The 23838-nt window shown below is 70.3% G+C and carries 17 protein-coding genes and 2 pseudogenes; 10 read left to right on the top strand and 9 right to left on the bottom strand.

What is annotated here, in order from left to right; all coding sequences use genetic code 11:
• Positions 1 to 35: 35 nt before the first annotated feature.
• A complete protein-coding gene (locus ACIOWN_RS05580; protein WP_401980564.1) occupies positions 36 to 1583 on the bottom strand; it encodes a xylan 1,4-beta-xylosidase in 1548 nt (515 codons plus the stop codon).
• Between the two features lie 330 nt (positions 1584 to 1913).
• Between ACIOWN_RS05580 and ACIOWN_RS05585 the strand changes: the two genes are divergently transcribed.
• From ACIOWN_RS05585 to ACIOWN_RS05600, 4 genes are all read left to right on the top strand, one after another.
• Positions 1914 to 3200, top strand: a complete 1287-nt coding sequence (locus ACIOWN_RS05585; protein WP_401980566.1) for an ABC transporter substrate-binding protein — start codon at positions 1914 to 1916, stop codon at positions 3198 to 3200.
• A gap of 10 nt (positions 3201 to 3210) precedes the next feature.
• Positions 3211 to 4233, top strand: a complete 1023-nt coding sequence (locus tag ACIOWN_RS05590; protein ID WP_362353014.1) for a sugar ABC transporter permease — start codon at positions 3211 to 3213, stop codon at positions 4231 to 4233.
• Positions 4233 to 5135 (top strand): carbohydrate ABC transporter permease, encoded by a 903-nt coding sequence (locus tag ACIOWN_RS05595; RefSeq protein ID WP_362353012.1) that lies wholly within the window; start codon positions 4233 to 4235, stop codon positions 5133 to 5135. Before ACIOWN_RS05590 ends, ACIOWN_RS05595 begins: the two co-directional genes overlap by 1 nt.
• A 134-nt stretch (positions 5136 to 5269) precedes the next feature.
• Positions 5270 to 6769: an alpha-N-arabinofuranosidase gene (locus ACIOWN_RS05600; RefSeq protein ID WP_362353010.1), complete on the top strand. Its 1500-nt coding sequence runs from the start codon at positions 5270 to 5272 to the stop codon at positions 6767 to 6769.
• 231 nt (positions 6770 to 7000) lie between these two features.
• On the opposite strand, the gene ACIOWN_RS05605 is transcribed toward ACIOWN_RS05600, so the two are convergent.
• The 3 genes from ACIOWN_RS05605 to ACIOWN_RS05615 all read right to left on the bottom strand — a co-directional run bounded on the left by ACIOWN_RS05605 (position 7001) and on the right by ACIOWN_RS05615 (position 11483).
• On the bottom strand, positions 7001 to 8017 hold the full coding sequence (locus tag ACIOWN_RS05605; protein ID WP_362353009.1) for a LacI family DNA-binding transcriptional regulator: 1017 nt from the start codon (positions 8015 to 8017) through the stop codon (positions 7001 to 7003).
• Between the two features lie 164 nt (positions 8018 to 8181).
• Positions 8182 to 9711, bottom strand: a complete 1530-nt coding sequence (locus tag ACIOWN_RS05610) for a glycoside hydrolase family 43 protein (protein ID WP_362353007.1) — start codon at positions 9709 to 9711, stop codon at positions 8182 to 8184.
• Positions 9712 to 10049: 338 nt separating this feature from the next.
• Positions 10050 to 11483 (bottom strand): endo-1,4-beta-xylanase, encoded by a 1434-nt coding sequence (locus ACIOWN_RS05615; RefSeq protein WP_362353005.1) that lies wholly within the window; start codon positions 11481 to 11483, stop codon positions 10050 to 10052.
• Positions 11484 to 12205: 722 nt separating this feature from the next.
• Between ACIOWN_RS05615 and ACIOWN_RS05620 the strand changes: the two genes are divergently transcribed.
• The 3 genes and pseudogenes from ACIOWN_RS05620 to ACIOWN_RS05630 all read left to right on the top strand — a co-directional run bounded on the left by ACIOWN_RS05620 (position 12206) and on the right by ACIOWN_RS05630 (position 14233).
• Positions 12206 to 13672, top strand: a complete 1467-nt coding sequence (locus ACIOWN_RS05620) for a non-reducing end alpha-L-arabinofuranosidase family hydrolase (RefSeq protein ID WP_362353003.1) — start codon at positions 12206 to 12208, stop codon at positions 13670 to 13672.
• 248 nt (positions 13673 to 13920) lie between these two features.
• Positions 13921 to 14004 (top strand): annotated as a pseudogene (locus ACIOWN_RS05625) (DUF397 domain-containing protein); the annotation flags it as partial.
• Positions 14003 to 14233 (top strand): hypothetical protein, encoded by a 231-nt coding sequence (locus tag ACIOWN_RS05630; RefSeq protein WP_362353113.1) that lies wholly within the window; start codon positions 14003 to 14005, stop codon positions 14231 to 14233. The pseudogene ACIOWN_RS05625 and the gene ACIOWN_RS05630, both read left to right, overlap by 2 nt.
• 174 nt (positions 14234 to 14407) lie before the next feature.
• Here the strand turns inward: ACIOWN_RS05630 and ACIOWN_RS05635 are convergent, their stop codons facing one another.
• A complete protein-coding gene (locus ACIOWN_RS05635) occupies positions 14408 to 15874 on the bottom strand; it encodes a PHB depolymerase family esterase (RefSeq protein WP_401980572.1) in 1467 nt (488 codons plus the stop codon).
• Between the two features lie 444 nt (positions 15875 to 16318).
• On the opposite strand from ACIOWN_RS05635, the gene ACIOWN_RS05640 reads away from it, so the two are divergent.
• The 3 genes and pseudogenes from ACIOWN_RS05640 (at position 16319) to ACIOWN_RS05650 (ending at position 20137) form a co-directional block, all read left to right on the top strand.
• The gene (locus ACIOWN_RS05640; protein ID WP_401980575.1) at positions 16319 to 16561 is read left to right on the top strand and encodes an SDR family NAD(P)-dependent oxidoreductase; all 243 of its coding nucleotides are present in this window, start codon (positions 16319 to 16321) and stop codon (positions 16559 to 16561) included.
• Between the two features lie 100 nt (positions 16562 to 16661).
• The gene (locus ACIOWN_RS05645; RefSeq protein WP_362352999.1) at positions 16662 to 18059 is read left to right on the top strand and encodes an MFS transporter; all 1398 of its coding nucleotides are present in this window, start codon (positions 16662 to 16664) and stop codon (positions 18057 to 18059) included.
• A gap of 130 nt (positions 18060 to 18189) precedes the next feature.
• Positions 18190 to 20137, top strand: a pseudogene (locus ACIOWN_RS05650) (helix-turn-helix domain-containing protein).
• A gap of 69 nt (positions 20138 to 20206) precedes the next feature.
• On the opposite strand, the gene ACIOWN_RS05655 reads toward ACIOWN_RS05650, so the two are convergent.
• The 4 genes from ACIOWN_RS05655 to ACIOWN_RS05670 are packed head-to-tail and all read right to left on the bottom strand — an operon-like array spanning position 20207 to position 23836.
• Complete coding sequence (locus ACIOWN_RS05655) at positions 20207 to 21340, bottom strand: branched-chain amino acid ABC transporter permease (RefSeq protein ID WP_362352997.1); 1134 nt, start codon at positions 21338 to 21340, stop codon at positions 20207 to 20209.
• Positions 21337 to 22224, bottom strand: coding sequence for a branched-chain amino acid ABC transporter permease (locus ACIOWN_RS05660; RefSeq protein ID WP_362352995.1), 888 nt, complete (start codon positions 22222 to 22224; stop codon positions 21337 to 21339). Before ACIOWN_RS05660 ends, ACIOWN_RS05655 begins: the two co-directional genes overlap by 4 nt.
• Complete coding sequence (locus ACIOWN_RS05665) at positions 22224 to 23027, bottom strand: ABC transporter ATP-binding protein (protein ID WP_362352993.1); 804 nt, start codon at positions 23025 to 23027, stop codon at positions 22224 to 22226. Before ACIOWN_RS05665 ends, ACIOWN_RS05660 begins: the two co-directional genes overlap by 1 nt.
• Positions 23024 to 23836, bottom strand: coding sequence for an ABC transporter ATP-binding protein (locus ACIOWN_RS05670; RefSeq protein WP_401980580.1), 813 nt, complete (start codon positions 23834 to 23836; stop codon positions 23024 to 23026). The genes ACIOWN_RS05665 and ACIOWN_RS05670 overlap by 4 nt, the downstream gene beginning before the upstream one ends.
• Between the last annotated feature and the right edge of the window lie 2 nt (positions 23837 to 23838).

Here is a 23838-nt window from a genome sequence, read left to right on the forward strand (position 1 = left end):
CGGCCGTGCGAGCGGGCCGGTGAGCGGCAGGGCACTCACGACCGGTTGACGGAGGCGTCGACGTCCTCGCCGCCGAGGCCGAACAGCCGGTCGTCGCTCCACCACTCCGGCGTCTCGTCGACGACCGGGGTGAGCTCCAGCAGCGTCACCTCGTTGCGGCCCAGGACCAGGTCCACGTCGGCGCGCCCGCCGGCGACGGGCACGCTCCGGTGCGAGCGGGCGGGTTCGGCGGCCTCACGGAGAGCGTCGAGCTGGCGGTTGCCGGGCGCGAGCGGCCGCCCCATCTCGCACCAGGCGGCCCAGGGGTTGCCGGCGTCCTCGCTCACGGAGCGGCGGCGGGCGAAGGCGGAGCCCTGCGCGTCCGGGGCGCCGACGGGCAGGGTCAGCCGGACGGTGTGGCCGTCGACGGGATCGCCGCCGGCCGGGTCGGCCGGCGCCCAGGCCAGCACGGTGACGCGTCCGTCGCCGTGCCGCGTCACCAGGTGGTCCTCGCCTCGGGCGAGCATCTGCTCACCCATCTCGGCCATGAACGTGTACAGGTGGTAGGTGGGCTTCTTGACCTGACGGTGCGTCAACAAGCCGAAGCCACCGTGGAACGGCGCGGTGGGGATGCCCACCTCCTCGAACACGTCGCTGAACGTCCAGTACGAGAAGGAGTCCGCGAGGTCACCCCCGTTCACCAGCACCGGCGCGAGATACGCCGCGTGGAACGCGGTGTCGTGGACCGGGTTGTCCGGCCGGTACGAGGAGTTGAACTCGGTGATGTGGAGCGGCAGGCCCGCGAGCCCGGTGCCCGCCAGCTGCCGCCGTGGGGCGCCGAACTGCTCCAGCAGCGCCGACGCCGGCATGAGCGTCTGGTGAGCGCCGAAGGGCACGGGCTGGACGGGGCCGGAAGAATAGGCGTGGCGGCTCACGAAGTCGATCGGCAGGTCGCGGGCCTCGACGAACTCGGCGAAGCGCCGGATCCACCCGTCCTCGTAACCCGGCGCCAGTGAGGGGCCGCCGACCTGGAGTTCGGCGTCGACCTCCTTGACGGCCAGCGAGGTCACCTCGTAGAGGCGGTGGTAGGCGTTCTGGTCCGCGGACCAGAACGGCGCCAGGTTGGGCTCGTTCCACACCTCGATCGGCCACCGGCGCACCTGGTCGATGCCGTAGCGGTCGACCAGGTGCCCGATGACGGCGCGGACGAGGTCCGCCCACTCCTTCTCGTCGCGAGGAGGGGTGACGTTGCCCTTCCACCAGAACACGGTGTCGTCGCCGGAGGCGAGCCCGGACGGCATGAACCCGAGCTCGAGGAAGGGCGCGACGCCCATCCCCAGGTAGGCGTCCACGACCTGGTCGACGTACGTGAAGGCGTGGCGCACGCGCCGCTCGCCGGCGTAGTCGTAGGGGCGGTGGACGCCCATCCCGTCGCTGAGCAGGCCGTGCCCCCGGATGTACCGGAAACCGATCTCCCGCTGAACGAGGTCGAGCGACTCCTGGTAGTCGCGCCGCAGCGCGAGGTCGAACCGGCCCGTGCCGACGCAGTGGCGCCAGGCGTCGGAGAACCGGGCTGTCGGCTGCCGGGGGACGACGATCCGCATGGTGGGGGTTCCTTCGCTGCGGTGCGGTGGGGGGCGAGACTCGCCGGGGCGGGCGGGTGGACCAACCGGCTCTCGCTCAACGTGCTGCGCACCGTAGGGAGACGGGGAAAACGGTGTCAAGCCATCGCACCTTCCCGATCGTCACCGCACCCGTTCGTGATCACGTACGACGGCCGATGCCTCAGTAACGATTGCACAACTTGCGAAAACTGTTGCTTGTCTCTCGTTCATTTCGGGCGGTACACCTTGCTCCTACTTCACTGATGGCTCATTAGTTTGCGCAAACTATTAGCAGTTGGATCAACCACAACGGATCAGGGAGTTCCCACGATGATGAGGAAAACCCGCTGCGCGACGGCTGCCGCGATCGGCTTGTGCATCGCACTCGCCGCTGCCGGCTGCGCCGGCGGCGGCGACAGCGGTTCGTCCGACGGCCAGGGCACGGTGACCCTCTGGACGAACGCGATGGAAGGGCGCGGTGCGCAGTACTGGAAGGACGCCGCGAAGGCGTACCACGCGCTGCACCCGGACGTCGCGATCAAGATCCAGTCGGTCCAGAACGAGGACCTCGACGGCAAGCTGCAGAACGCGCTCAACTCGAACTCCGCGCCCGGCATCTTCCTGCAGCGCGGTGGTGGCAAGATGCAGGCCATGGTCGACGCCGGCCAGATCCAGGCACTGGAACTGACCGACGCCGACAAGGCGAACGTGGGCGAAGCGGCCCTCGAAGGCGTCTCGATCGACGGCAAGGTCTACGCGATACCGCTCGACACGCAGCCCGAGGGCGTCTACTACAGCGAGGAACTGTTCAAGAAGGCCGGCATCACCTCGCCGCCGACGACGATGGACGAGCTCAAGGACGCCGTCGCGAAGCTGAAGGCGATCAAGGTCGCGCCGATCGCGGTCGGCGCCAAGGACGCCTGGCCGGCCGCGCACTGGTACTACAACTTCGCCGTGCGCGAGTGCAGCCAGGAGACCATGCAGGAGGCCGCCAAGTCGCTCACGTTCGACGACCCGTGCTGGACCAAGGCCGGCGAAGACCTCGCTGACCTCCTGGAGACCGAACCCTTCCAGAAGGGTTTCCTGACGGCGACGTCGCAGCAGGGCGCCGGGTCCTCGGCGGGCATGATCGCCAACCACAAGGCGGCCATGGAGCTCATGGGCAACTGGAACCCCGGTGTGATCGCCGATCTGACCCCGGACAAGAAGCCGCTCCCCGACCTGGGCTGGTTCCCCTTCCCCGCCGTGCCCGGCGGCAAGGGCGACCCGACCGCCATCATGGGCGGCGCCGGCGGATACTCGCTCTCCAAGAACGCACCGAAGGAGGCCCTGGGCTTCCTCCAGTTCGTCGTGACCAAGGAGCAGCAGGAGGCCTACGCCGAGGCCTTCGACACCATCCCGGTGAACAAGCAGGCTCAGGGGGTCGTCACCGAGCCCTACAACATCTCGGCACTGCAGGCCTTCAACAAGGCCGCCTACTCGATGCAGTTCCTCGACACCGTGTACGGCCAGAACGTCGGCAACGCCATGAACATCGCCGTCGTGAACCTGATGGCCGGCAAGGGCTCCGCCGCCGGCATCGTCAAGGACGTCAAAGCTGCCGCCGAGAAGGGCTGAGTAAGCAGACATGAGCGACACCCTGGGCACTGACACGGCCGACGGCCGCCAGTCGCAGGGCACGCCCGGAGACGGGGACGCGGCCACGTCCGTGCCCCCGGCTCCGCCGCCAGCGGCTGCGCACCGCCGAGGCCGTGCCAGGAAGCGACTGGAGATCGCGGTCCTGTCCGCACCGGCGATCATCACGTTCCTGGCGTTCGTGATCTTCCCGGTCGCGCTCGCCGCGTACTACGGCTTCTACCAGTGGAAGGGCTACGGAGAGCCCACCGACTGGGTCGGCCTGAACAACTACAAGCTGATCCTCACCGACCCCGCGTTCCACGACGTCCTGTGGCACAACGGCCTGATCCTGGTGCTCTCACTGGTCATCCAGGGTCCGCTGGCGATCGTCCTCGCGCTCCTGCTCAACCAGAAGATCCGCGGCCGCTCGATCATCCGCGTCCTGCTCTTCGTGCCCTACATCATCTCGGAGGTCATCGTCGGCACCGGCTGGAGCCTGATGCTCCAGAGCAACGGAGCCCTCAACGACCTGCTGCACCGGATCGGCCTCGGCTCCCTGGAAGCCGACTGGATCGCCGACCCGGGCCTGGCCATCTGGACGCTGATGGCCATCATCACGTGGAAGTACATCGGCTTCGCGGTGATCCTGATGCTCGCCGGCCTGCAGTCGATCCCCGACGAGATCTTCGAGGCCGCGCAGATCGACGGTGCCTCCTACTGGCAGATCCAGCGCCGCATCACGCTGCCGCTGCTGGGACCGACGATCCGCATCTGGGCCTTCTTGTCGATCATCGGCTCGCTGCAGTTGTTCGACCTCGTCTACATCATCTGGGGCCAGTACGTCTCGGGCACGGCGGGCACCTCGACCATGGCGATCTACATGCTCGCCCAGGGCCGCAACGCGGGCAACTACGGCTACGGCAGCGCCGTCGCGGTCGTGATGTTCGTGATCTCGCTCATCGTCGCGCTGATCTACCAGCGCTTCGTCCTGCGCCGCGACCTCAGGGGCGCCGTCACCGAAGGGACCGTGTGATGAGCGCGACGACCGCCACCTCCCGGATGTCCCCCGCGCCGGAGCCGAAGGCACCCACCGGCCGCCGCGGCAACCGCGACAAGCCGCAGAAGTGGGGCAACCCCGTCACCTACTTCATCGCGCTGCTCTTCGTCGGCGTCTGCATCGCACCGGTGCTCTACATCGTGCTCGGCGGATTCCGCACCAACTCGCAGATCACCACGGACCCGGCCGCCCTGCCGCGCCCCTGGGTGGTCGGCAACTACATCGGCATCCTGAAGTCGACGGTGTTCTGGGGCGAGTTCGCCAACTCCCTCATCGTCGCGATCACCAGCACCGTCGGCATCGTCGCCCTCGGCCTGATGGTGAGCTTCGTGATCGCACGCTACGACTTCAAGCTCAAGGGCGCGATGTACTCCCTGTTCGCCGCGGGCCTGATGTTCCCGATGGTCGTCGCGATCACTCCGCTGTACCTCGTCATCAAGGACCTCGGCCTCGTCGACAACCTGCTCGGCGTGATCATCCCGCAGATCGCCTTCGGCCTGCCGATGACCGTCATCATCCTCGTGCCGTTCCTCAGGGCCATCCCGAACGAGATCGAGGAGGCCGCCGCGCTCGACGGCATGAGCCGACTCGGATTCTTCTTCCGCATGGTGGTCCCGCTGTCGCTGCCCGGTGTGGTCACCGTCGGCATCCTCGGATTCGTCGGCAGCTGGAACAACTACCTCCTGCCCCTGTACGTCCTCAACTCGCAGGCGAACTACACCCTGCCGCTCGGCGTCCAGGTGTTCTCCTCGCAGTACTCCACGGACACCGCGAAGGTTCTCGCCTTCACCTCACTCGCCATGCTGCCCGCACTGATCTTCTTCTCGATCTTCGAGAGGCGCATCGTCGGCGGCCTCACCGGCGCCGTGAAGGGCTGACACCGGTACCAGGACCTGAACCGGACCGTCCCACGCCTGCCCCTGCCGTGCCTTTTCGGCAGGGGCGAGCCGCTGACCGACGGCACCACCCAGCCCGTGACACCCCGCGCCATCTCCCGGAAAGGACCGCAGCATTGCCCCGCGCCCACATCGAACTCGACAGGCAGGCCGTCATCGCTCCTGTCCGGCGCCGCACCTTCGGCTCGTTCGTCGAGCACCTCGGCCGCTGCGTGTACACCGGGCTCTACGAGCCCGGACACCCGAGCGCGAACGATGACGGGTTCCGCATGGACGTCGTCGAACTCGTCAGAGAGCTCGGCAGCACGACCATCCGCTACCCGGGCGGCAACTTCGTCTCCGGGTTCCGCTGGGAAGACTCCGTCGGCCCACGTGAAGAACGCCCGGTACGCCGCGACCTCGCCTGGCGCTCGCTCGAATCGAACCAGGTCGGCCTCGACGAGTTCGCCAGATGGCTCAAGCTCACCGACTCCGAGCTGATGCTGGCGGTCAACGTGGCCACGCGGGGCATCCTGCCCGCCCTGGACCTGCTCGAGTACGCCAACCACCCATCCGGCACGGCGCTGTCGGACCTGCGCATCGCCAACGGCACACCGGAACCGCACAACGTGCGCATGTGGTGCCTCGGCAACGAAATGGACGGCCCCTGGCAGACCGGGTTCATGACGGCGGACGACTACGGCAAGACGGCCGCCCGCACCGCCGCCGCGATGAAGAGGGCCGATCAGGACCTCGAACTCGTCGTCTGCGGCTCCTCCGGATCCACCATGCCGACGTTCGGCGACTGGGAGCGCACCGTACTCGAGCACAGCTACGACCACGTCGACTACGTCTCGTGCCACGCGTACTACCAGGAGCACGACGGCGACCTCGGCTCCTTCCTCGCCTCGGCGACCGACATGGACTACTTCATCGACACCGTCGTCGCGACGGCCGACCACGTGGGGCACAAGAAACGCTCCAACAAGAAGATCAACGTCTCCTTCGACGAGTGGAACGTCTGGTACCTCAAGGAGCACCAGGAGTCCGAGAAGATCCACGACGAGTGGCGCCACGCCCCCCGGCTCCTGGAGGACACCTACACGGTGGCGGACGCCGTCGTGGTCGGCAACCTGCTGATGACGCTCCTGCGCCGCAGCGACCGCGTCACCTCGGCATCCCTCGCACAGCTCGTCAACGTGATCGCCCCGATCATGACCGAGCCCGGCGGCCCGGCCTGGCGCCAGACGACCTTCTACCCGTTCTCGATCACGAGCCGGCTCGCCTCCGGCGAGGTGATCCGGCCCCTGATCGAGGCGCCGACGTACGAAACGGCGCGCTACGGCGAGGCATCCGTCGTCGACGCCGTCGCGACCGTCGACGAGGGCCGGGCCGCGGTCTTCCTCGTCAACCGCGACCTGGCGGAAGCCGCGCGGGTCACGATCGATGTGCGCGGCTTCGGCTCCTCGCGCATCACCGAGGCGGTCACGCTCGCCGACTCCGACGTGTACGCGAAGAACACGCTCGCCCAGCAGGACCGGGTGACCCCGGCCGCGAACGCCGGCGCGGCACTCGCCGACGGCCTGCTCACCATCGAACTGCCCCCGACGTCGTGGACGGCGGTCGCCCTCCGGTGAGCGACGACACGAGCCCCGTTCAGGAGCCGGCCCCCCTCCGGCGCGGCGATCCGGCCCGTCGTCACCCCGCTGGGACGTCGGACGCAATGCCTTCGATCCGGCCGGGGCGACCGCGGAGCCCACCGCGGCGGAATACACGGTCCGTCATGGCGCTGCCCATCCGAGCCGCCTCGTCCTCCAGGTCGTGACGACAGCACCGCGATGAGACCGACCGGAACACGCCTGCCCGCTTCATCGGCGTTGCGCTGCGGTTGCCGGGGCGGGTCCGGTGGAGGCCCGGACGACCAGCTCGGTGGCCAGCTTCATGCGGGCGGGGGACCGAGCACCGCCGTCTTCGCCCCGGGAGAGCTCGATCAGGAGCTTGACCGCCGCGGCGCCCAACTCGGTGCTGGGCTGTCTGACGGTCGTCAGCCCGGGGGTGATGTACTGCGCCTCGGGCAGGTCGTCGAAGCCGATGACGCTGATGTCCTCGGGAATCCGCAGGCCCCGGGCAGCCAATGCGTCGTAGACGCCGAGTCCCATGGAGTCCGCGCAGGCGAAGATCCCCGTGATTCCCGGGTCGCCGTCGAGCAGGGTGTGGGTGGCGGTCGTCGCCTTGGCGCGATTCCATCCACCGTGGGCCACCGACACCGTGGCACTGCCGGCGGTCGCCGTGTCGGCCGCCGCACGGAAACCGTCGACGCGCGCCCGGCTGAAGAGATGGCGGGCATGGCCGGCGACCACCCCCATCCGCACATGGCCGAGGGACAGAAGGTGCTCAGCGGCCATACGGCCGCCTTCCCAGTTCGCCACGCCGATGCTTGCCACGCCTGACGGCGGTGTGCTCATCGGGTCGATCAGCACCACGGGGACGCCTGCGGCGAAGAGCGCGCCGAACTGCGCCGAGGCGGGATCGACCAGCGTCCCGATCGCGCCGATGGTGCGCCTTCTCAGCACCCGCGACACCCAGTCGCTGTGAGGCTCGGCGAGGGTCAGCACGACATCGAGTCCCGCTGCTGCCGCTTCTCGTCCGACCCCTGCTATCAGCAGGTTCGCCCATGACCCCTCGAAGTGGGTGACCACGAGATCGAGCACGTTGGACAAGCCGCTCTCGTCCCGCACGCTTTCGCCCTTGGGCCCGGCCCGGCGGGTGTAGCCGACGGCTTGCACGGCTTCCATGACCTTCGCGCGCGTCTCCGCCGAGACATCGGTTCCGCCTCGCAGCACCTTGGACACGGTGGGCACGCTCGTACCGGCGGTCTTGGCCACCAAGGACAGTGTGGGGCGCGATCCGGCTGGTCGGGGGGGCATGGGGGACAGATTAACCGGCGAGGAGGCTGTCCGGGGCGCCGGGGAGGCACCTCAGCCGGGGTCGAGCCGGCTGCGGACGGGTGCCCCTCATCAGGGTGCGGCACCCGCCCGCACACCGAGCGTCACACGGACGCTGCCGGGGCCGGGGCGTACTCGAACCAGTCGAAGGCGACCGCGCCCTCCGTGGCGTACATGCCGATCACACGGCCGGTGAAGCCGCAGGCGACCTCGGTGGACAGGTAGCGACCGTCCAGTTCGGCGAGCGGCCGGGCGTCCGGAGCGTCGGGATCGCCGAGCCAGAAGGCGATGGTGTCGGGACCCGTGGTCCCGCCGTCGGTGAGTTCGGGCGACGCGGGCACGAGGCCTGACGTCCGGATCGTCACCGTGAGGGGCAGCGGCCCGGCCGGGACCGGCCGGCGGGCCACTGTCTGGCGCAGCGGCCCGATCCGGGCGACGACGCCGACCTCCCCGTCCCCGGCCTCCACCTCGTAATGGTGGGCCTCGTCCAGGCGCACGCAGAGACCACCGCGTCCCGTACCCGGGTCGATCACGGCGGTGACGCGGCAGTCGTGGTGCTGCTGGCGGCGGCCGACGAAGGTGTACCCGGGCCGGTCGAGGGTGGGGCCGGTGGCGCTGAGGACCAGCCGGCCGGGGCGCTCGGTGAGCGACCAGGAGCCCTCCGGACGGGCGAACGGCGAGATCCAGTGCGGCGCGAGAGCGGGCCCGTCGAAGTCGTCGCGGGCGGGCGGGGCCGGAACGGGATGCCAGGCACCGCCCGGGGCCGCGTGGCTCTCGGGAACGGGCGCGACGACGGGCCAGCCGTCCTCGTCCCACTCCACGGGGGTCAGGAACGTCTCGCGGCCGAGCACGTGCACGTCGGGTGTGAAGCCGCGGGGGCGGACGCCGAGCAGCACCATCCACCAGCTGCCGTCGGGAGCCTCCACCAGGTCGGCGTGGCCGGTGTTCTGGATGGAGCGGGCGGTACCGCTGTGGGACAGCAGGGGGTTGGCGGGTGCGCCCTCCCAGGGGCCGCGCGGCGAGCGGCCGCGGGCCATGGACACGCTGTGGCCGCGTTCCGTGCCGCCTTCAGCGATCAGCAGGTACCACCAGTCGCCGATGCGGTAGAGGTGCGGCGCCTCGGGGTACTTGAGTCCGCTGCCCGACCACGTGGCGAAAGGCCCCTCCAGCACCTCGCCCTTGACCGGGTCGATCCTGGCCATGTTGATGCCCCCTTCGGGGCCGGAGAAGGCGCACCAGCAGGTGCCGTCCTCCTCCCACGCCAGGTCGGGGTCGATCCCGGACAGGTCGATCCACACCGGGTCGCTCCACGGCCCCTCGGGCCGCTCGGCCGAGACGACGAAGTTGCCGCCACCGTCGATGTTGGTGTTGATGACCCAGTAGCGGCCGTCGTGGTGACGGATCGTGGGGGCGTAGAGGCCTCCGGACGCCTTGGCGCCGGGGAGGGGCAGCGGCAGTTGCCCGGGTCGGTCGAGCACGTTGCCGATCTGCTCCCAGTGCACGAGGTCCTTGCTGTGGAAGAGCGGCAGCCCGGGGAAGTACTCGAAGCTGGAGCACACCAGGTAGTAGTCGTCACCGACCCGGCACACGCTCGGATCGGGGTGGAACCCGCTGATCACAGGGTTGTCGTACATATGCACGGAAGCGTCTTCCCTTCGAGCCGCCGGGCGCCGTGAAGCGAGTCCAGGCGAACGTTCCGGTTCTCGGTTGTCCGTTTGGGTCGCGGCCCGGGTGCCGCTCCGGTTCGGGGTGAATCAGCCGGCCCGGGGACCACGGCTGCGGTGTCGTTCTGCTGAAGTGTTCGTCCCGACACCGCACACCGGCTGGGAGGACCAGAGGAGAAGGCCACCTGCCTGCACTTCCGCGGGGACCGGACGGTTGTGACGCCGCCCATCAGGCCATGCCGATCGCGAGGGTCGCCGCCGTGGCGGCGACCCTCGCGATCATCAAGGATGTCTTGGTACAGGTCTTGTCAGGCGCGGGTCCAGCGTTGGTTGTTGCCGTTCGAGCAGGAGTAGAGCTGGATCAGGGTGCCGTTGGCGGTGCCGGCTCCTACGGCGTCGAGGCAGAGGCCGGACTGGACGCCGACGATGGACCCGTCGGAGTTGAGGCGCCACTTCTGGTTGTCGCCGCCCCAGCAGCTGTAGATCTGGACTTTGGCGCCGTTGCCGGTGCCGGCGGCGTCCAGGCACTTGTTGCCGTAGACCCTGAGCTCACCGGCGTCGGTGTACGTCCACTGCTGGTTGGTGCCGTTGCGGCAGTCCCACAGCTGGACCTGGGTGCCGTCGGTGGTGCTGGCGTTGGGCACGTCCAGGCAGCGGCCCGAACCGACGCCCTTGATCGTGTTGCCGTCCGCCGGCGGCGGTGTGGTGGAACCGCCGTTGAGTGCGTTGAGGACGGCGGTGTAGGCAGCCTTCTTGCTGCCGTCGTTGTTGAACAGCAGCGGCGTGTCCCCCGATCGCCAGGAGTCGCTGTCGCGCACCCCCCAGACGGTGATGCCGAGGCAGCGCGGGACGGCCAGGCAGTCGTTGACCACGTTGGCGTAGGTCGTGGCCGAGGCGCCCTGGATGTCGAGTTCGGTGATGGCCACGTCGACGCCGAGGGCGGCGAAGTTCTGGAGCGTGGTGCGGAAGTTGCTGTTGTAGGGGCTGCCGCTGTTGAAGTGCGACTGGAGGCCGACGCAGTCGATCGGCACGCCGCGCGACTTGAAGTCCCGGACCATGTTGTACACGCCCTGGGTCTTGGCCCAGGTCCAGTTCTCGATGTTGTAGTCGTTGTAGCAGAGCTTGGCGGCCGGGTCGGCGGCGCGCGCGGTGCGGAAGGCGACCTCGATCCAGTCGTTGCCGGTGCGCTGCAGGTTGGAGTCGCGGCGGCCGCCCGAGTTGCCGTCGGCGAAGGCCTCGTTCACGACGTCCCACTGGGCGATCTTGCCCTTGTAGTGGGCCATCACGCCGTTGATGTGGTCGATCATCGCCTGGCGCAGTGCGCTGCCGCTGAGGCTCTGCATCCAGCCGGGCTGCTGGGAGTGCCAGGCCAGGGTGTGGCCGCGCACCCGCTTGCCGTTCTGCACCGCCCAGTTGTAGACACGGTCACCGGCGGTGAAGTTGAACTGGCCCCGTTGCGGTTCGGTGGCGTCGATCTTCATCTCGTTCTCGGCCGTCACCATGTTGAACTCACGGCCCGCGATCGTCGTGTACGCCGAGTCGCCCAGCCTGCCCGAGGCGATGGCGGTGCCGAAGTAACGGCCGCTCTGCGCCGCCGCGGCGCCGAGCGTGCTCTCGGCCGCGTGTGCGGTCGGCGGCGAGACCAGTGCGGCGACCACGCCGAGGACGCCGGCGACCAGCGCCAGCAGCACAACGCGGATCTTCCGTCGGACGACGGGTCTGGGAAGGGCAAAGGAGCCCATGGCTGTGCCTCCAAGGTAGAAATGACGGAATCACCGGACACCGCGGTCATGGGACCCGGGAGGATCTCAACGGGCACGGACGGCGCCCGGTCGGCCGCCGAGTGACGTATGCCGGGCGACAGCGGTCTCTCGACACAGGCACGGGGTACTCCATCGCGGCTCAGCCGGGGGGCGTCACGCGGCGTCGCATACCTCTCCGACCGTACGAAGCGTCAGGACGCGTCGGTGCGAGCCTCACCGGAACGAAGAACGGGGTGGCGCAGGTGTTGTGGGGCGCGGATCTGTCGTGCAGCCGTGCGCGGCTCTGCCGTGCAGCGCAGTCCGCCCAGGCCAATGCTGTTCGAAATCTCGGCCTACGGTCGGTCTACCAGACAGGATGATTGAGGGATTGACGGCGACTCGTCAATCCCTCGGTGAGAAGAGTTTCTATTCTTCGGCCGAAACTTTCGAATCCCCGTCGAGCCGGGCGGGACCCTGGACTGGCGAGCGCATCGCGAACTTGCGGGGGGTTTGCGGTCGCTGTGACAGCTCGTCATGCCCGAAGGGAACGAACTGTTTGTGGACAGATCGGCGACACACCTTGACCAAAGGGCCCTGCCTTCCTAGCTTGTGGCGTCACCGAACCGGGATGACTTCGAAACTTTCGAAACTTCCCCGTCCCCGGCACAGCCGCTCCGCGGTTCATCGGCGTCACCCCTCTCCATCCTCAAGGAGGCCCTCTGATGCGGTTTCGCCACCCGTCCCCGGTCCGTCCAAGACGCTTACTCGGCGTCCTCGCGCCCTTGCTGCTCGTGGCCACCTTCCTGGGTGCCCAGCCCGCCGAGGCCGCGACCGTAGACCCCAACGCCTCGTATGTGCTGGTCAACCGCAACAGCGGCAAAGCCCTGGACGTCTACAACATGGCGACCGACGACGGCGCCCGCATCACCCAGTGGACCAGGAACAACCAGAACCAGCAGCAGTGGCAGTTCGTCGATTCCGGGAACGGCTACTACCGCATCAAGTCCCGTCACTCGGGCAAGGTGCTGGACGTCTACAACTGGTCCACCGCCAACGGCGGCTCGATCGTCCAGTGGGCCGACCTCAACGGCACCAACCAGCAGTGGCGGCTGGCCGACAGCGCGGACGGCTACGTGAGGCTCATCTCGCGCCACAGCAACAAGGCCCTCGAAGTACAGGGCGCCTCCACCGCCGACAACGCGAACATCGTCCAGTACGACGACTGGGGTGGCACCAACCAGCAGTGGCAGCTCGTCAAGGCCGGCGCCGACACCCCCGGCCCGTGTGATCTCCCGTCGGCCTACCGCTGGACATCAACGGGCGCGCTGGCGCAGCCCAAGCAGGGGTGGGTCTCGCTCAAGGACTTCACCGTCGTCCCCTACAACGGCAGACAACTCGTCTATGCGACCACGCACGACACGGGGACGAGGTGGGGTTCGATGAACTTCGGCCTGTTCACCAATTGGTCGGAGATGGCATCGGCCAGCCAGAACACGATGTCCAATTCCACCGTCGCACCCACGCTCTTCTACTTCGCGCCGAAGAACATCTGGGTGCTCGCCTACCAGTGGGGCGGAACCGCCTTCTCCTACCGGACGTCGAGCGACCCCACCAACCCGAACGGCTGGTCGTCCGAGCAGGTGCTCTTCTCCGGAAGCATCTCCGGCTCGGGAACAGGGCCCATCGACCAGACACTCATCGGTGACGGCACGAACATGTACCTGTTCTTCGCCGGCGACAACGGCAAGATCTATCGGGCCAGTATGCCGATCGGGAACTTCCCGGGCAGCTTCGGCTCGGCCTCGACAGTGATCATGAGCGATACGACGAACAACCTGTTCGAAGCGCCGCAGGTCTACAAGCTGCAGGGCCAGAACCGTTACCTCATGATCGTCGAGGCGATCGGCTCGCAGGGCCGGTACTTCCGCTCGTTCACGGCCACCAGTCTGAACGGCTCATGGACACCCCAGGCCGCGACCGAGAGCAATCCCTTCGCCGGCAAGGCCAACAGTGGCGCCACCTGGACCAACGACATCAGCCATGGCGAACTGATCCGCACCAGCGCCGATCAGACCATGACCGTCGATCCCTGCAATCTACAGTTGCTCTACCAGGGACGCAGCCCCAACTCCGGCGGCGACTACGGCCTCCTGCCCTACCGCCCGGGTCTGCTGACACTGCAGCGCTGACGGCATGGCGCGGTGCCGTACTCGTCCCCACCCCGTCCGACCGCCACTCAGACGTCAGGGAGAGCGAGGAGAACCGCCCGTTCCCGCCGCCCGTTCCCGCCGCCCGGAGCCACGGCGGGAACGGGCGGGCGGCCGTCGCCCCTCCCGTGCACTCCCGCCCGCACGGGGGCGGCGGCCGGTCCTGGCCGGGTTCAGACGAGCTCGAAGGTGCAGAGACGCAGAACGGAACCAACCTCTACGCGCTCGACATCATCGGGGCCTCGTTCGTGAAGGCGTGCGGCGGCCCCTGCACCGAGGGGTGCGTGACCCTGGCCCGCTGGGCCGCGCCTGATGGAGCGCCGTGGCTTCCCGATGACGGAGGAGGCCCGACAGCGCGTCACCACCTGTACGGACATGCCGGTCCTGGATCTCTGGTTCGACCGCGCCATCGACGCGACCACCCTCGACGAGGTCTTCGCCGCCCCCTCCGCCACGGACCGGATCCCCGCACCCGCCCAGAGCCCGGAGCAGACCGGAATCCCCAGCCACAGCCAGGGAGTCCCCGGCTCCTCGACCGACTGAGGCCGGTTCGCCCCTCTTGTTCCGTGTGAGAGCGAGCGGGGCCTTGGGGAAGCTGCTGCAAGGGCCCCTGGCCGACGCGGGCGTCGGCCTCGCCGACCACGTCCCGGGCCGCTGTCGGGCGCGGGCCTGCGTCGGCTGGTTCTGGCCGGCGCAGGCATGGTGGCTCCTGCGGGTTCAGCAGCCGGAGTCGGCGATGACGAAGTAGCCCGGGGAGGTCTCCTTCAGCGTGTGGGTGACGGCGACGTTGTACAGGCCCATGTTCTGGTCGGAGCCGTTGGCGTAGGTGTAGCCGCCGCTCTGGTGGGCTCGTCCGGCCTGTACATGGTTGTAGTTGTTGGCGGTGTAGCACCTCGGCGCGGTGCCTGCCGTCGTCGCCGTGACCGGCGCGGACGACGCGCCGACGGCGCCGGAGGAATCGACCGCGGCGACGGTGTAGCTGTAGGAGGTGCCGGGGGCCAGGCCGGTGTCGGTGTACGTGGTGCCCGTCGCTGAACCGGCCTTCGTGCCGTTGCGGTAGACGTTGTACAAGGCGGCGCCGCTGACGGAGTTCCACGACAGCGAGGCGCCGGTGCCGGTGGTGCCGGTCACCGTGAGACCGGGCGGGGCGGGCAGGGAACCGGTGCCGTCCTGGTCGCCGCGGCCGTCCAGGCCCCAGAACTTCGCGGTGTGGTAGCTGGAACAGATGTGATTCAGGTAGTAGGTCCCCGTGCTGCCGCACTGGTCGGCTCCCGAACCGGGGTTCACCGCGAGGCCGTGCGCCATGCCGGAGACCGAGAACAGGGCGACGGCGGGCTTGCCGGTGCCGTCGTCGTAGATGCTCTCGGTGGTGCCGCCGGTCAGGTTCCGGGTGCTGGAGGCCGTCTGGCCGATGCCCCAGACGTCGGTCCACTGATCGCGCAGTTCGGTGCCGTTGACCGGGGCGACGGTGGTGTCGGACGACCCCTGCCAGACCGCGACCCGAGGCCACGGGCCCGAGTACCCCGGGTAGGAGTTGCGGACCTTGTCGCCCCACTGTTTCGGGCTGAGGTTCTGGTTGCCGTACTGGCATCCGGACGCGGCGGTCTGCGTGGTGGCGCACTGCGCGGGGATGCCGGAGTCGACGGCGCCGCCCGCGAACACGTCCGGGTAGTCGGCGAGCAGGTTCGCGGTCATGCCGCCGCCGGCGGACAGGCCGGTGACGAAGATCCGGCCGCGGTCCGAGCCGTACTGCGCCACGGCGGTGTCGACCATCTGCATGATCGAGGCCGCCTCGCCCCTGCCCCTGGTGTCCTTGGTCGAGTCGAACCAGCTGAAGCAGGAAAGACTGTTGTTGGCCGGGCCGGTCTGCGGATAGACCACGGCGAAGCCCCACTGGTCGGCGAACTTCTGCCAGCCGGAGTGCGTGTGGTAGTCGCTCGCCGACTGGGTGCACCCGTGCAGAGCCACGACCAGCGGTGCGCCGGCCGGCAGTTCGGCCGGCGCGTACTCGTACATGGCCAGGTTGCCGGGGTTCGAGCCGAAGCCGGTGACCTGCTGGAGGGTACCGGCGGCCGTCGCGCTCGGCGCGAGGGGGGTGACGGCGGTGAGGCACGCGGCGAAGGCGCCCAGTGCGGCGGCCAGTGCGACCCGCCGGAAATATCCGCGCCAGGTGGAGTGAAGCATGCTGCGACTCCGATGAGTTGTGGGGTGGGGGGACGCGGGCCCGGCGCGCCGCCCGGCAGTCCCACCCCGCCCGGCTCCGTCCCGCGCCCGTCACTTCGGCCGGCCGGCGCGGCACCCGGCCGCATCCGGCCCGCTGCCGTACCGGCTTGCTGGAAGCGGACCGTACGACCGGTCCGCCCCTCCACGACATGTGCGGGACAGCCAGGACCGCGGTGCCCGGCGTGGCTCGTGCACCCATGGTGTCAGCGGTGACGCTGTGACATGCGACGGGCCGCGCGGGCCGGTTCCCTTGGCGCTTGCCGGGTCGCCCGGACGGGCAGGGCCGGGCCCGCCCGGGGCGTCGGCCAACTGCCGACACATGGTTGCGGAACCCATGTCCCGCCTCGAGAATATATTGACGACCCACATGTCTCACCTCACGGTTCCTCCCTACCGTGTTCGGCCATGGACAGCACCAAGAGCTCCGACGAGGGCTCGCCCCCGCGTCCCGGGCCCGGTGACGCCGACAGGCCCGAGCCGGCCTCGAACCGGTTCCTCATCGGCCGCAAGGTTCTCGTCACCGGCGCAGCCGGCGGAATCGGCCGGGCCTGCGCCGAGGGCTTCGCCGTGGCCGGTGGCGAGGTCTCCGTGGCGGACCGGGCCGCCGAGGCCGCCAAGCACCTGGACGGCGGCTGGACGACGCGCTGACGGTACGTCAGGCATGGTTCATCCGCCCCCCCTCCCCGCTCCCTGGCACCGGTCAGATCCGGCGGTTCCGCTCCCCTCCCACTCCGAAACGGTGACAACCATGTCCAGCGCTCACAACGCGGTGAACGGCCCGGACTCCTCCGGAAAAGCGGGCGGTCTGCGCAAGATCGTCGCCGCCAGCCTCATCGGCACCACCATCGAGTGGTACGACTACTTCCTCTACGGCTCGGCCGCCGCCCTCGTCTTCGGCCGCGTCTTCTTCCCCGAGACAGACCCGCTGACCGGCACCCTGCTGTCCTTCCTCACCTATGCCATCGGCTTCGCCGCCCGCCCGATCGGCGCTGTGGTCTTCGGCCACTACGGCGACCGCCTCGGACGCAAGAAGCTCCTGGTGATCAGCCTGCTGATGATGGGCCTTTCCACCGCCCTGATCGGCTGTGTCCCCGGCTACGACACGATGGGTGTCGCGGCTCCCCTGCTGCTGACCACGCTGCGCCTGGTTCAGGGCTTCGCCCTCGGCGGCGAGTGGGGCGGGGCGGTGCTGCTGGTGTCCGAACACGGTGACGCGAAGCGACGCGGCTTCTGGGCGTCCTGGCCGCAGGGCGGCGCACCGGCCGGCAACCTGCTCGCCGTCGGGGTGCTCTCCCTGATGACCACCGTGCTCAGCGACGACGCGTTCGACTCCTGGGGCTGGCGGGTGCCGTTCCTGCTCTCCGCCGTGCTGGTCGTGATCGGTCTGTGGATCCGGCTGTCCGTCGACGAGTCCCCGCTGTTCAAGGAGGCGCTGGCCAAGGCCGAGCGCCGCAAGGCGGAGCAGCGGGCCGAGCAACCGCCGTTCGTCGCGGTCGTGCGCAACCACTGGCGGGACGTCCTGGTCGCGATGGGCGCGCGGATGGCCGAGAACATCTCGTACTACGTGATCACCGCCTTCGTCCTCGCCTACTGCGTCGAGCACCTGAAGATCGACAAGCAGACGTCGCTGAACGCGGTGTTGATCGGCTCCGCCGTGCAGTTCTGCCTGATCCCGCTGTTCGGCGCGCTCTCCGACCGGATCGGCCGCAAGCCCGTGTACCTGGTGGGCGCGGTCGGCGTGGGCCTGTGGTCGTGGGCCTTTTTCGCCCTGCTCGACACCAAGTCGTTCCCGGCGCTGCTCCTGGCCGTCACCGTCGGCCTGATCTTCCACAGCGCCATGTACGCGCCTCAGGCGGCGTTCTTCTCCGAACTGTTCGCCACCCGGATGCGCTACACCGGCGCCTCCATCGGGGCCCAGCTCTCCTCGGTGGCGGCCGGCGCCCCCGCCCCGCTGATCGCCACCGCGCTGCTCGGCGCCTACGGCAACTCCACCCCGATCTCGGTGTACGTGGGTCTCGCCGCCCTGATCACCGTGATCGCCGTCGTCGCCTCCCGTGAGACACGCGGCAGGGACCTGGCCGCGATCGAGCCGGACGGCTCCGCCGCACAGGGCACCCCGGACCGCCGGACGGCCACGTCGGCCTGACAGTCCGGCACCGCTCCCCGGCCGGAGGGCCGGGGCCTTCCGGCCGGGGAGGCCCCGACCCTCTTCGGCCGTTGCCTCGTCGGCCGTGCGCCGACGCCACTGCCCACCGACTTCGCAACGGTTGCCGCCCATGCCGCACAAGCCCGTCTCCGTCGCCCGTCACCTGCGCCGGCTGCTTGAACTCCTCGCCGCCGGCGCCCCCGCCGAAGACCTCGGCGCCGTCGCCGTCGAGGCCCGGCGCAGCGGTGCCGCCGCCCCGGACCTCGCGGAGGTCGAACTGGCCACCGAAGCCGCGCTGCGCGTCCAGACCACGCTTCGGCAGCACCGGCGCCGGGAGGCGGAGCTGACCGCGCTCTTCGACACCGCCGGCGATCTGGCGGCCCTGCGTGACCTCGACGCTGTGCTGCGCTCGATCGTCCGGCGGGCCAGGTTGCTCCTGGGCGCCGACACGGCCTACCTCACGCTGCCCGACGAGGAGGCCGGGGACACCTACATGCGGGTCACCGACGGCTCGGTGTCGGAGCTGTTCCAGAATCTGCGCCTGCAGTTGGGCGAGGGCCTCGGCGGTCTGGTCGCGCAGACCGCCCGCCCCTACGCCTCCCCGGACTACCGCACCGACGAACGCTTTTTGCACACCGGAAGCATCGACGCCGGGGTCCTTGACGAGGGCCTGGTCGCGATCCTCGGCGTGCCACTGCTGCTCGGGGCGGGAAACGGCGGCCAGGTCATCGGGGCGCTCTTCGCCGCGGACCGCACCCCACGCACCTTCGCCCCGGAAGAGGTCGCCCTGCTGTGCTCGCTGGCCGACCACGCCGCCATCGACACCGCCAAGGCCATGGCCGACGCACGCGTCGCGCTGGCCGAACTGGCCGAGGCCAACGCCGTGATCCGGGGAACACTCCGCCGCCATGCAGCGTGCCGAGGAATCGCATGACCGGCTCACCGATCTGGTGCTGCGCGGCGGCGACGTCCCGGACGTGGCCGCCGCCGTGGCCGCTCTGCTGCGGGGGGACGTCGCGGTCCACGACGGCTCCGGGTGGCCCCTCACCGCGGTCGGCGGGCACGGCGGCGCGTTCACCGGCGGCAGGGACGACAGCGGTGGCGCACGGGAGGCGGCGGCGCTGGTCGCGGCAGCGGAGAGCTCGCGTGCGGCCGCCCACGCGGTGTTCCGTGACGGGCGCTGGGTCTGCGCGGTGCTGGCCGGGCAGGAACTGCTGGGCTGTCTGGTCCTGTACGGGCGGCCCGATCTCGACGGCCCCGACCGGCGTCTGTTCGAGCGCAGCAGCGTCGTGACCTCGCTGCTGCTCCTGCTGAGGCGTTCGGTCGCGGAGACCGAGAACCGCGTACGCGGCGATCTGATCACCGATCTGCTCACCGCGCCCGACCGCGATCCGGCCGGCCTGGTGGCCCGCGGCCGCCGCCTCGGCTTCGACCTCGACCAGCCTCATGTCCTGCTCGTCGCCCGGGCCGGTGAAGCAGCCCGGGAGCGGCTTGCCGACGCCGTCGTGCAGTACCTCTTCGGGTGGGGCGGCGTCAGCGCGGAACACGAGGGCGTCGTGGTTGTGCTGCTCCCGTACGACGGCACGGGGCCGGGTGAGGCGGCCCGCGTCGCGGCCGGGCAGCTCGGCCGGCTGACCGGCGTACCGGTCACGGTGGCCGGCGCCGGGCCGGCCGCCGGACCGCAGGCCGTCGCCGACGCGCACGCCGAGGCCTTGCGCTGCCTGCGGGCCCTGCGGGTGCTCGGCCGCGACAGGCGTTGGGCGAGCGTCGCCGAACTCGGCTTGCTCGGCGTGCTGCTGGGCGACAGTCACGATGTGGACGGCTTCGTCACCGCCGCCCTGGGACCGCTGCTGGAGTACGACGCCCGGCGCGGCACCCAACTGGTCCGCACGCTGCGCGCCTACTTCGACTGCGGCGGGAGCCTGACCCGGGCGAAGGAGGAGCTGCACGTGCATGTGAACACCGTTGTGCAGCGTCTGGACCGCATCCAGGCGCTGCTCGGCCCCGACTGGAACACCCCCGCGCACGCCCTGGAACTCCAACTCGCCCTGCGTCTGCACCTGCTGTCGGGTGACTGACGCCCGAACGGGTGGGCGCGAGAGCGGCCGCGTCCTGACGGGCCGTCGCCTCGTTCCGAGGAGTGCGGCTCATGACGGGAGGACCTCCTCGCGGTCCGCGGCGGCGCGGGGCGTACGGGCGGCGCGCAGCCGCGCCGGGAGCCGCGCCACGCCGCCGGGAAGCAGGTATATCACCGCGACGAACAGCGCGCCGAGCAGGAACAGCGGTTGCGAGAGCGGCACACGGACCACGGAGGGCAGACCGGCGACCGCGCCCGAGCCGGCCAGATCGCCGAGCCTGTGGTCGGCCCAGGTGTAGAGAATGCCGCCGACCATGGGGCCCCACCGGGTGCCGGAACCACCCAGCACCACCATCACCAGCAGGGACAGGGTGAAGTCGGAGGTGGTCGTCCGGGGGGTGGCACCGCCTGTCAGCAGCAGGTACACGATGCCGCCGAGCGCGGCGAGAGTGCCCGCCAGGACGAAGGCGGCCAGCTTGAAACCGTACGGGCGCAGCCCCAGCACCTCCACCCGGCGCTCGTTCTCCTTGATGCCCTCCCAGACCCTGCCGAGGGGCGAGCGGACCGCCCACCGCACGACGGCCAGCACCACTACGAGGTAGGCCAGGGCGATCCAGTACAGGTTGGCGGTGTGCTCGATGCCGACCAGCGGGGCGGGCAGCTTGGCCACGGGCGCGGCCCGGCCCTCCTCGCCGCCGGTGACGCCTCCGGGATCGCGCTGCACGAGGATCGACGCGGCCTGCGCGAAGGCCAGGGTCACCATGGAGAACCCGATGCCGCTGACGCGTAGGCTGACCGCGCCCAGCAGGGCGGACAGCGCGGCCCCCGAGACCAGGCCGAGCAGCGCGGACACAGCGAGCGGCAGGCCGGCCTCCAGCATCACGGTGTTGGTGACGTAGGTGCCCGCGGCGAAGTACAGCGCGTGTCCGAAGGACAGCAGTCCGGTGCGGCCGAGCAGCAGGTCGTAGCCGGTGGCCAGGCCCCCGAAGAGCAGGCACAGGGCGAGCAGTTGCAGGTTGCCGGGGCCGCCGATCGGGCCGTCGAGCAGACCCGGCAGCGGCAGCGCGCTGAAGGGCAAGGTGAGGAGCACCACCAGCAGGAGGGCAGGCCACCAGCGGGTGGCGCGCCGCAGTCTCCCGGACCGGGTGGCGACGGGCTGGTCCGCCGTGCGGGCCCGGCCGCGCGGCTGGGTGGCGGTGGTCATGCGAGCCTCCCGGTGAGCCCCCGCGGCCGGACGAGCAGCAGGGCGGCGAGCAGGACGACGACGGCGAGGTCGCCGAGCCCGGCGGTGGTGTAGTAGTTGGCGAACTGCTGGACGAGGCCCACGGCCACCGAGGCCAGCGCGGCGCCGGTGAGCGAGCCCATGCCGCCCGTCACGACGACCACGAAGGCGAAGATGAGCAGGGAGGTGCCCTGTTCGGGATCCACGGAGCCGAAGTAGAGGCCGCCGAGGGCACCCCCGAGGGCCGCTGCCGCGCCGCCGATGGCGAAGACCAGGGTGAACGCCTTGCGCACGTCGATGCCGAGCGCGGTGACCATCGCCCGGTCCTCCACCCCCGCGCGGACGACCAGCCCGTGCCGGGTGCGGCCGAGGACCAGCTTGAGCGCGGTCAGCACCACCAGGGCGGCGCCGATCAGAACCAGGCGGTTGAGCGGCACTTCGGCACCCAGCAGGCCGAAGGTGCCGGACAGTGCCTTCGGCCCGGGGAAGGGCCGGGCGTCGGACCCCCAGATCGCGGACAGCAGGGCGGGGACGGCCAGGCCCACGCCCACCGTCGCGAGGATCTGCTCGCGGGGCCGGGTGTAGAGCGGGCGGATCACGGCGAGTTCGAGCAGCACGGCGGCGGCGGTACCCACCGCGGTGCCGAAGACGACGGCGAGGGCGAACCCGGCCCCTCCGGGTCCGGCACCGGGCAGGTGGCCGGAGGCGGCCCACCAGGTGCCGTAGGCGCCCACGGACAGCAGCGCGCCGTGGGCGAAGTTGAGCACGTCCATCAGCCCGAAGATCAGCGACAGGCCGGACGCCACCAGGAAGTACAGAGCGCCCAGGCCGAGCCCGGTGAAGGCGAGCAGTACGACGGTGGACATCAGGCGTCTGCCTCCGCGGTCCTGGCGGCGGGGCGCGCCGCGGTGCGAACGGACGGGCCGGTGGGCGCCGTCGCGGTGCTGCCGTGGCCCGCTCGGCCGACGCCGAGCAGCCGGCGGGCCGCCTCGGCGTCGGCGAACAGGTCGGCGGCGGGGCCCCGGTGCGCGGTGCGGCCGTCGGCGAGGACGACGCAGTGGCGGGCGAGGCGGCGCACCACGGCGAGGTTCTGCTCCACGAGCAGCACCGGCACCGCCGCGGCGGCGCGCTCCAGCACCTGGGCGACTTCGGTGACCACCCTGGGCGCCAGGCCCTTGGTGGGTTCGTCGGCGATGATCAGCCGGTTCCCGTTGAGCAGGGTCCTGGCGATGGCGACCATCTGCTGCTGACCGCCGGACAGGGTGCCGGCGGCCTGCCGTGCGCGTCGTCTCAGTTCCGGGAAGAGCTCGTACACGAGGTCGTAGGCCGGTTCACCGGCGCCGGGCCGCTCGGCCAGGCGCAGGTTCTCGGCCACGCTGAGGGCGGCGAAGACGCCGCGGTCCTCGGGGGCGTAGCCGATCCCCCGGCGCACCAGGACGTGGGTGGCCAGGCGCACCGTCTCCTCGCCGGCCAGCAGCACGCTGCCGGTCCGCGGAACGAGGCCGAGGATGCCGCGTACGGTGGTCGTCTTGCCGGCTCCGTTGCGGCCCAGCAGGGCGGTGGTGCCCGAGGAGGCCACCTCCAGGTCGACGCCGTGCAGGATGTGCCTGCCCCCGATCACGACGCGCAGGTCACGTACGGTCAGCAGGGGCGCGGGGGCGGGGGTCACAGCTCCTCCCCGAGGTAGGCCTGCTGCACGGTGGGGTCCGCCATCACGGCCTGTGGGGTGTCCAGCGCCAGCAGCGTGCCGTGGTGCATCACGGCCAGCCGGTCGGCCAGGTCCAGCAGCACGTCCATGTGGTGCTCGACCATGAGCACGGTGCGTCCCTCCTCCTTGTGCAGCGACCGGATGAGTTCCGTCAGCGCGGGCACCTCCTCGGCGCTCACGCCCGCCATCGGCTCGTCCAGCAGCATCAGCCGGGGCTCGCCGACGAGCAGAACGGCGAGCTCCAGCTTTCGCTTCTCACCGTGCGAGAGGGAGCCGGCGCAGGTGTCGGCGCGGTGCGCGAGCTGGGTGCGCGCCAGCACCCGGTCGACCTGCTCGGGGTAGGTGCCGGCACGGCGCCAGACCCGGTAGGAGCCGCCGTCGGCGGCCTGGGCCGCGAGCCGCACATGGTCGGCGACCGTCATGCCGAGCCACAGGCTGGACGTCTGGAAGGTGCGGCCGAGGCCACGCCGCGCCCGGGCGGGCACGGCCTGCGTGGTGACATCGCGGCCGTCGAGTCCGATCGTGCCCCGGGAGACCGGGTTGAGCCCGCTGACCAGGTTGAACAGGGAGGTCTTACCGGCGCCGTTGGGACCGATGAAGGCCAGGAACTCGCCTTCGTGGACGTCGAGGGAGACATCGTCGACGATGGTCGCGCCGCCGATCGTCCAGCCGACGTCCCGCAGCCGGAGGACAGGCTCCGGGGAGGTGCGAGTCTCCCCGGCGTCCGGAGGCCCCGAGGCGCCCGCGGACGTCGTGTTCGGGGAAGTCATCC

The sequence above is a fragment of the Streptomyces sp. NPDC087787 genome (assembly GCF_044743035.1).
Classification (GTDB): domain Bacteria; phylum Actinomycetota; class Actinomycetes; order Streptomycetales; family Streptomycetaceae; genus Streptomyces.

Coding starts and splice junctions, on each gene's coding strand:
- ACIOWN_RS05580 (WP_401980564.1), bottom strand. CDS start 1,583: ATGCGGATCGTCGTCCCCCGGCAGCCGACAGCCCGGTTCTCCGACGCC.
- ACIOWN_RS05585 (WP_401980566.1), top strand. CDS start 1,914: ATGATGAGGAAAACCCGCTGCGCGACGGCTGCCGCGATCGGCTTGTGC.
- ACIOWN_RS05590 (WP_362353014.1), top strand. CDS start 3,211: ATGAGCGACACCCTGGGCACTGACACGGCCGACGGCCGCCAGTCGCAG.
- ACIOWN_RS05595 (WP_362353012.1), top strand. CDS start 4,233: ATGAGCGCGACGACCGCCACCTCCCGGATGTCCCCCGCGCCGGAGCCG.
- ACIOWN_RS05610 (WP_362353007.1), bottom strand. CDS start 9,711: ATGTACGACAACCCTGTGATCAGCGGGTTCCACCCCGATCCGAGCGTG.
- ACIOWN_RS05615 (WP_362353005.1), bottom strand. CDS start 11,483: ATGGGCTCCTTTGCCCTTCCCAGACCCGTCGTCCGACGGAAGATCCGC.
- ACIOWN_RS05620 (WP_362353003.1), top strand. CDS start 12,206: ATGCGGTTTCGCCACCCGTCCCCGGTCCGTCCAAGACGCTTACTCGGC.
- ACIOWN_RS05630 (WP_362353113.1), top strand. CDS start 14,003: ATGGAGCGCCGTGGCTTCCCGATGACGGAGGAGGCCCGACAGCGCGTC.
- ACIOWN_RS05635 (WP_401980572.1), bottom strand. CDS start 15,874: ATGCTTCACTCCACCTGGCGCGGATATTTCCGGCGGGTCGCACTGGCC.
- ACIOWN_RS05640 (WP_401980575.1), top strand. CDS start 16,319: ATGGACAGCACCAAGAGCTCCGACGAGGGCTCGCCCCCGCGTCCCGGG.
- ACIOWN_RS05645 (WP_362352999.1), top strand. CDS start 16,662: ATGTCCAGCGCTCACAACGCGGTGAACGGCCCGGACTCCTCCGGAAAA.
- ACIOWN_RS05655 (WP_362352997.1), bottom strand. CDS start 21,340: ATGACCACCGCCACCCAGCCGCGCGGCCGGGCCCGCACGGCGGACCAG.
- ACIOWN_RS05660 (WP_362352995.1), bottom strand. CDS start 22,224: ATGTCCACCGTCGTACTGCTCGCCTTCACCGGGCTCGGCCTGGGCGCT.
- ACIOWN_RS05670 (WP_401980580.1), bottom strand. CDS start 23,836: ATGACTTCCCCGAACACGACGTCCGCGGGCGCCTCGGGGCCTCCGGAC.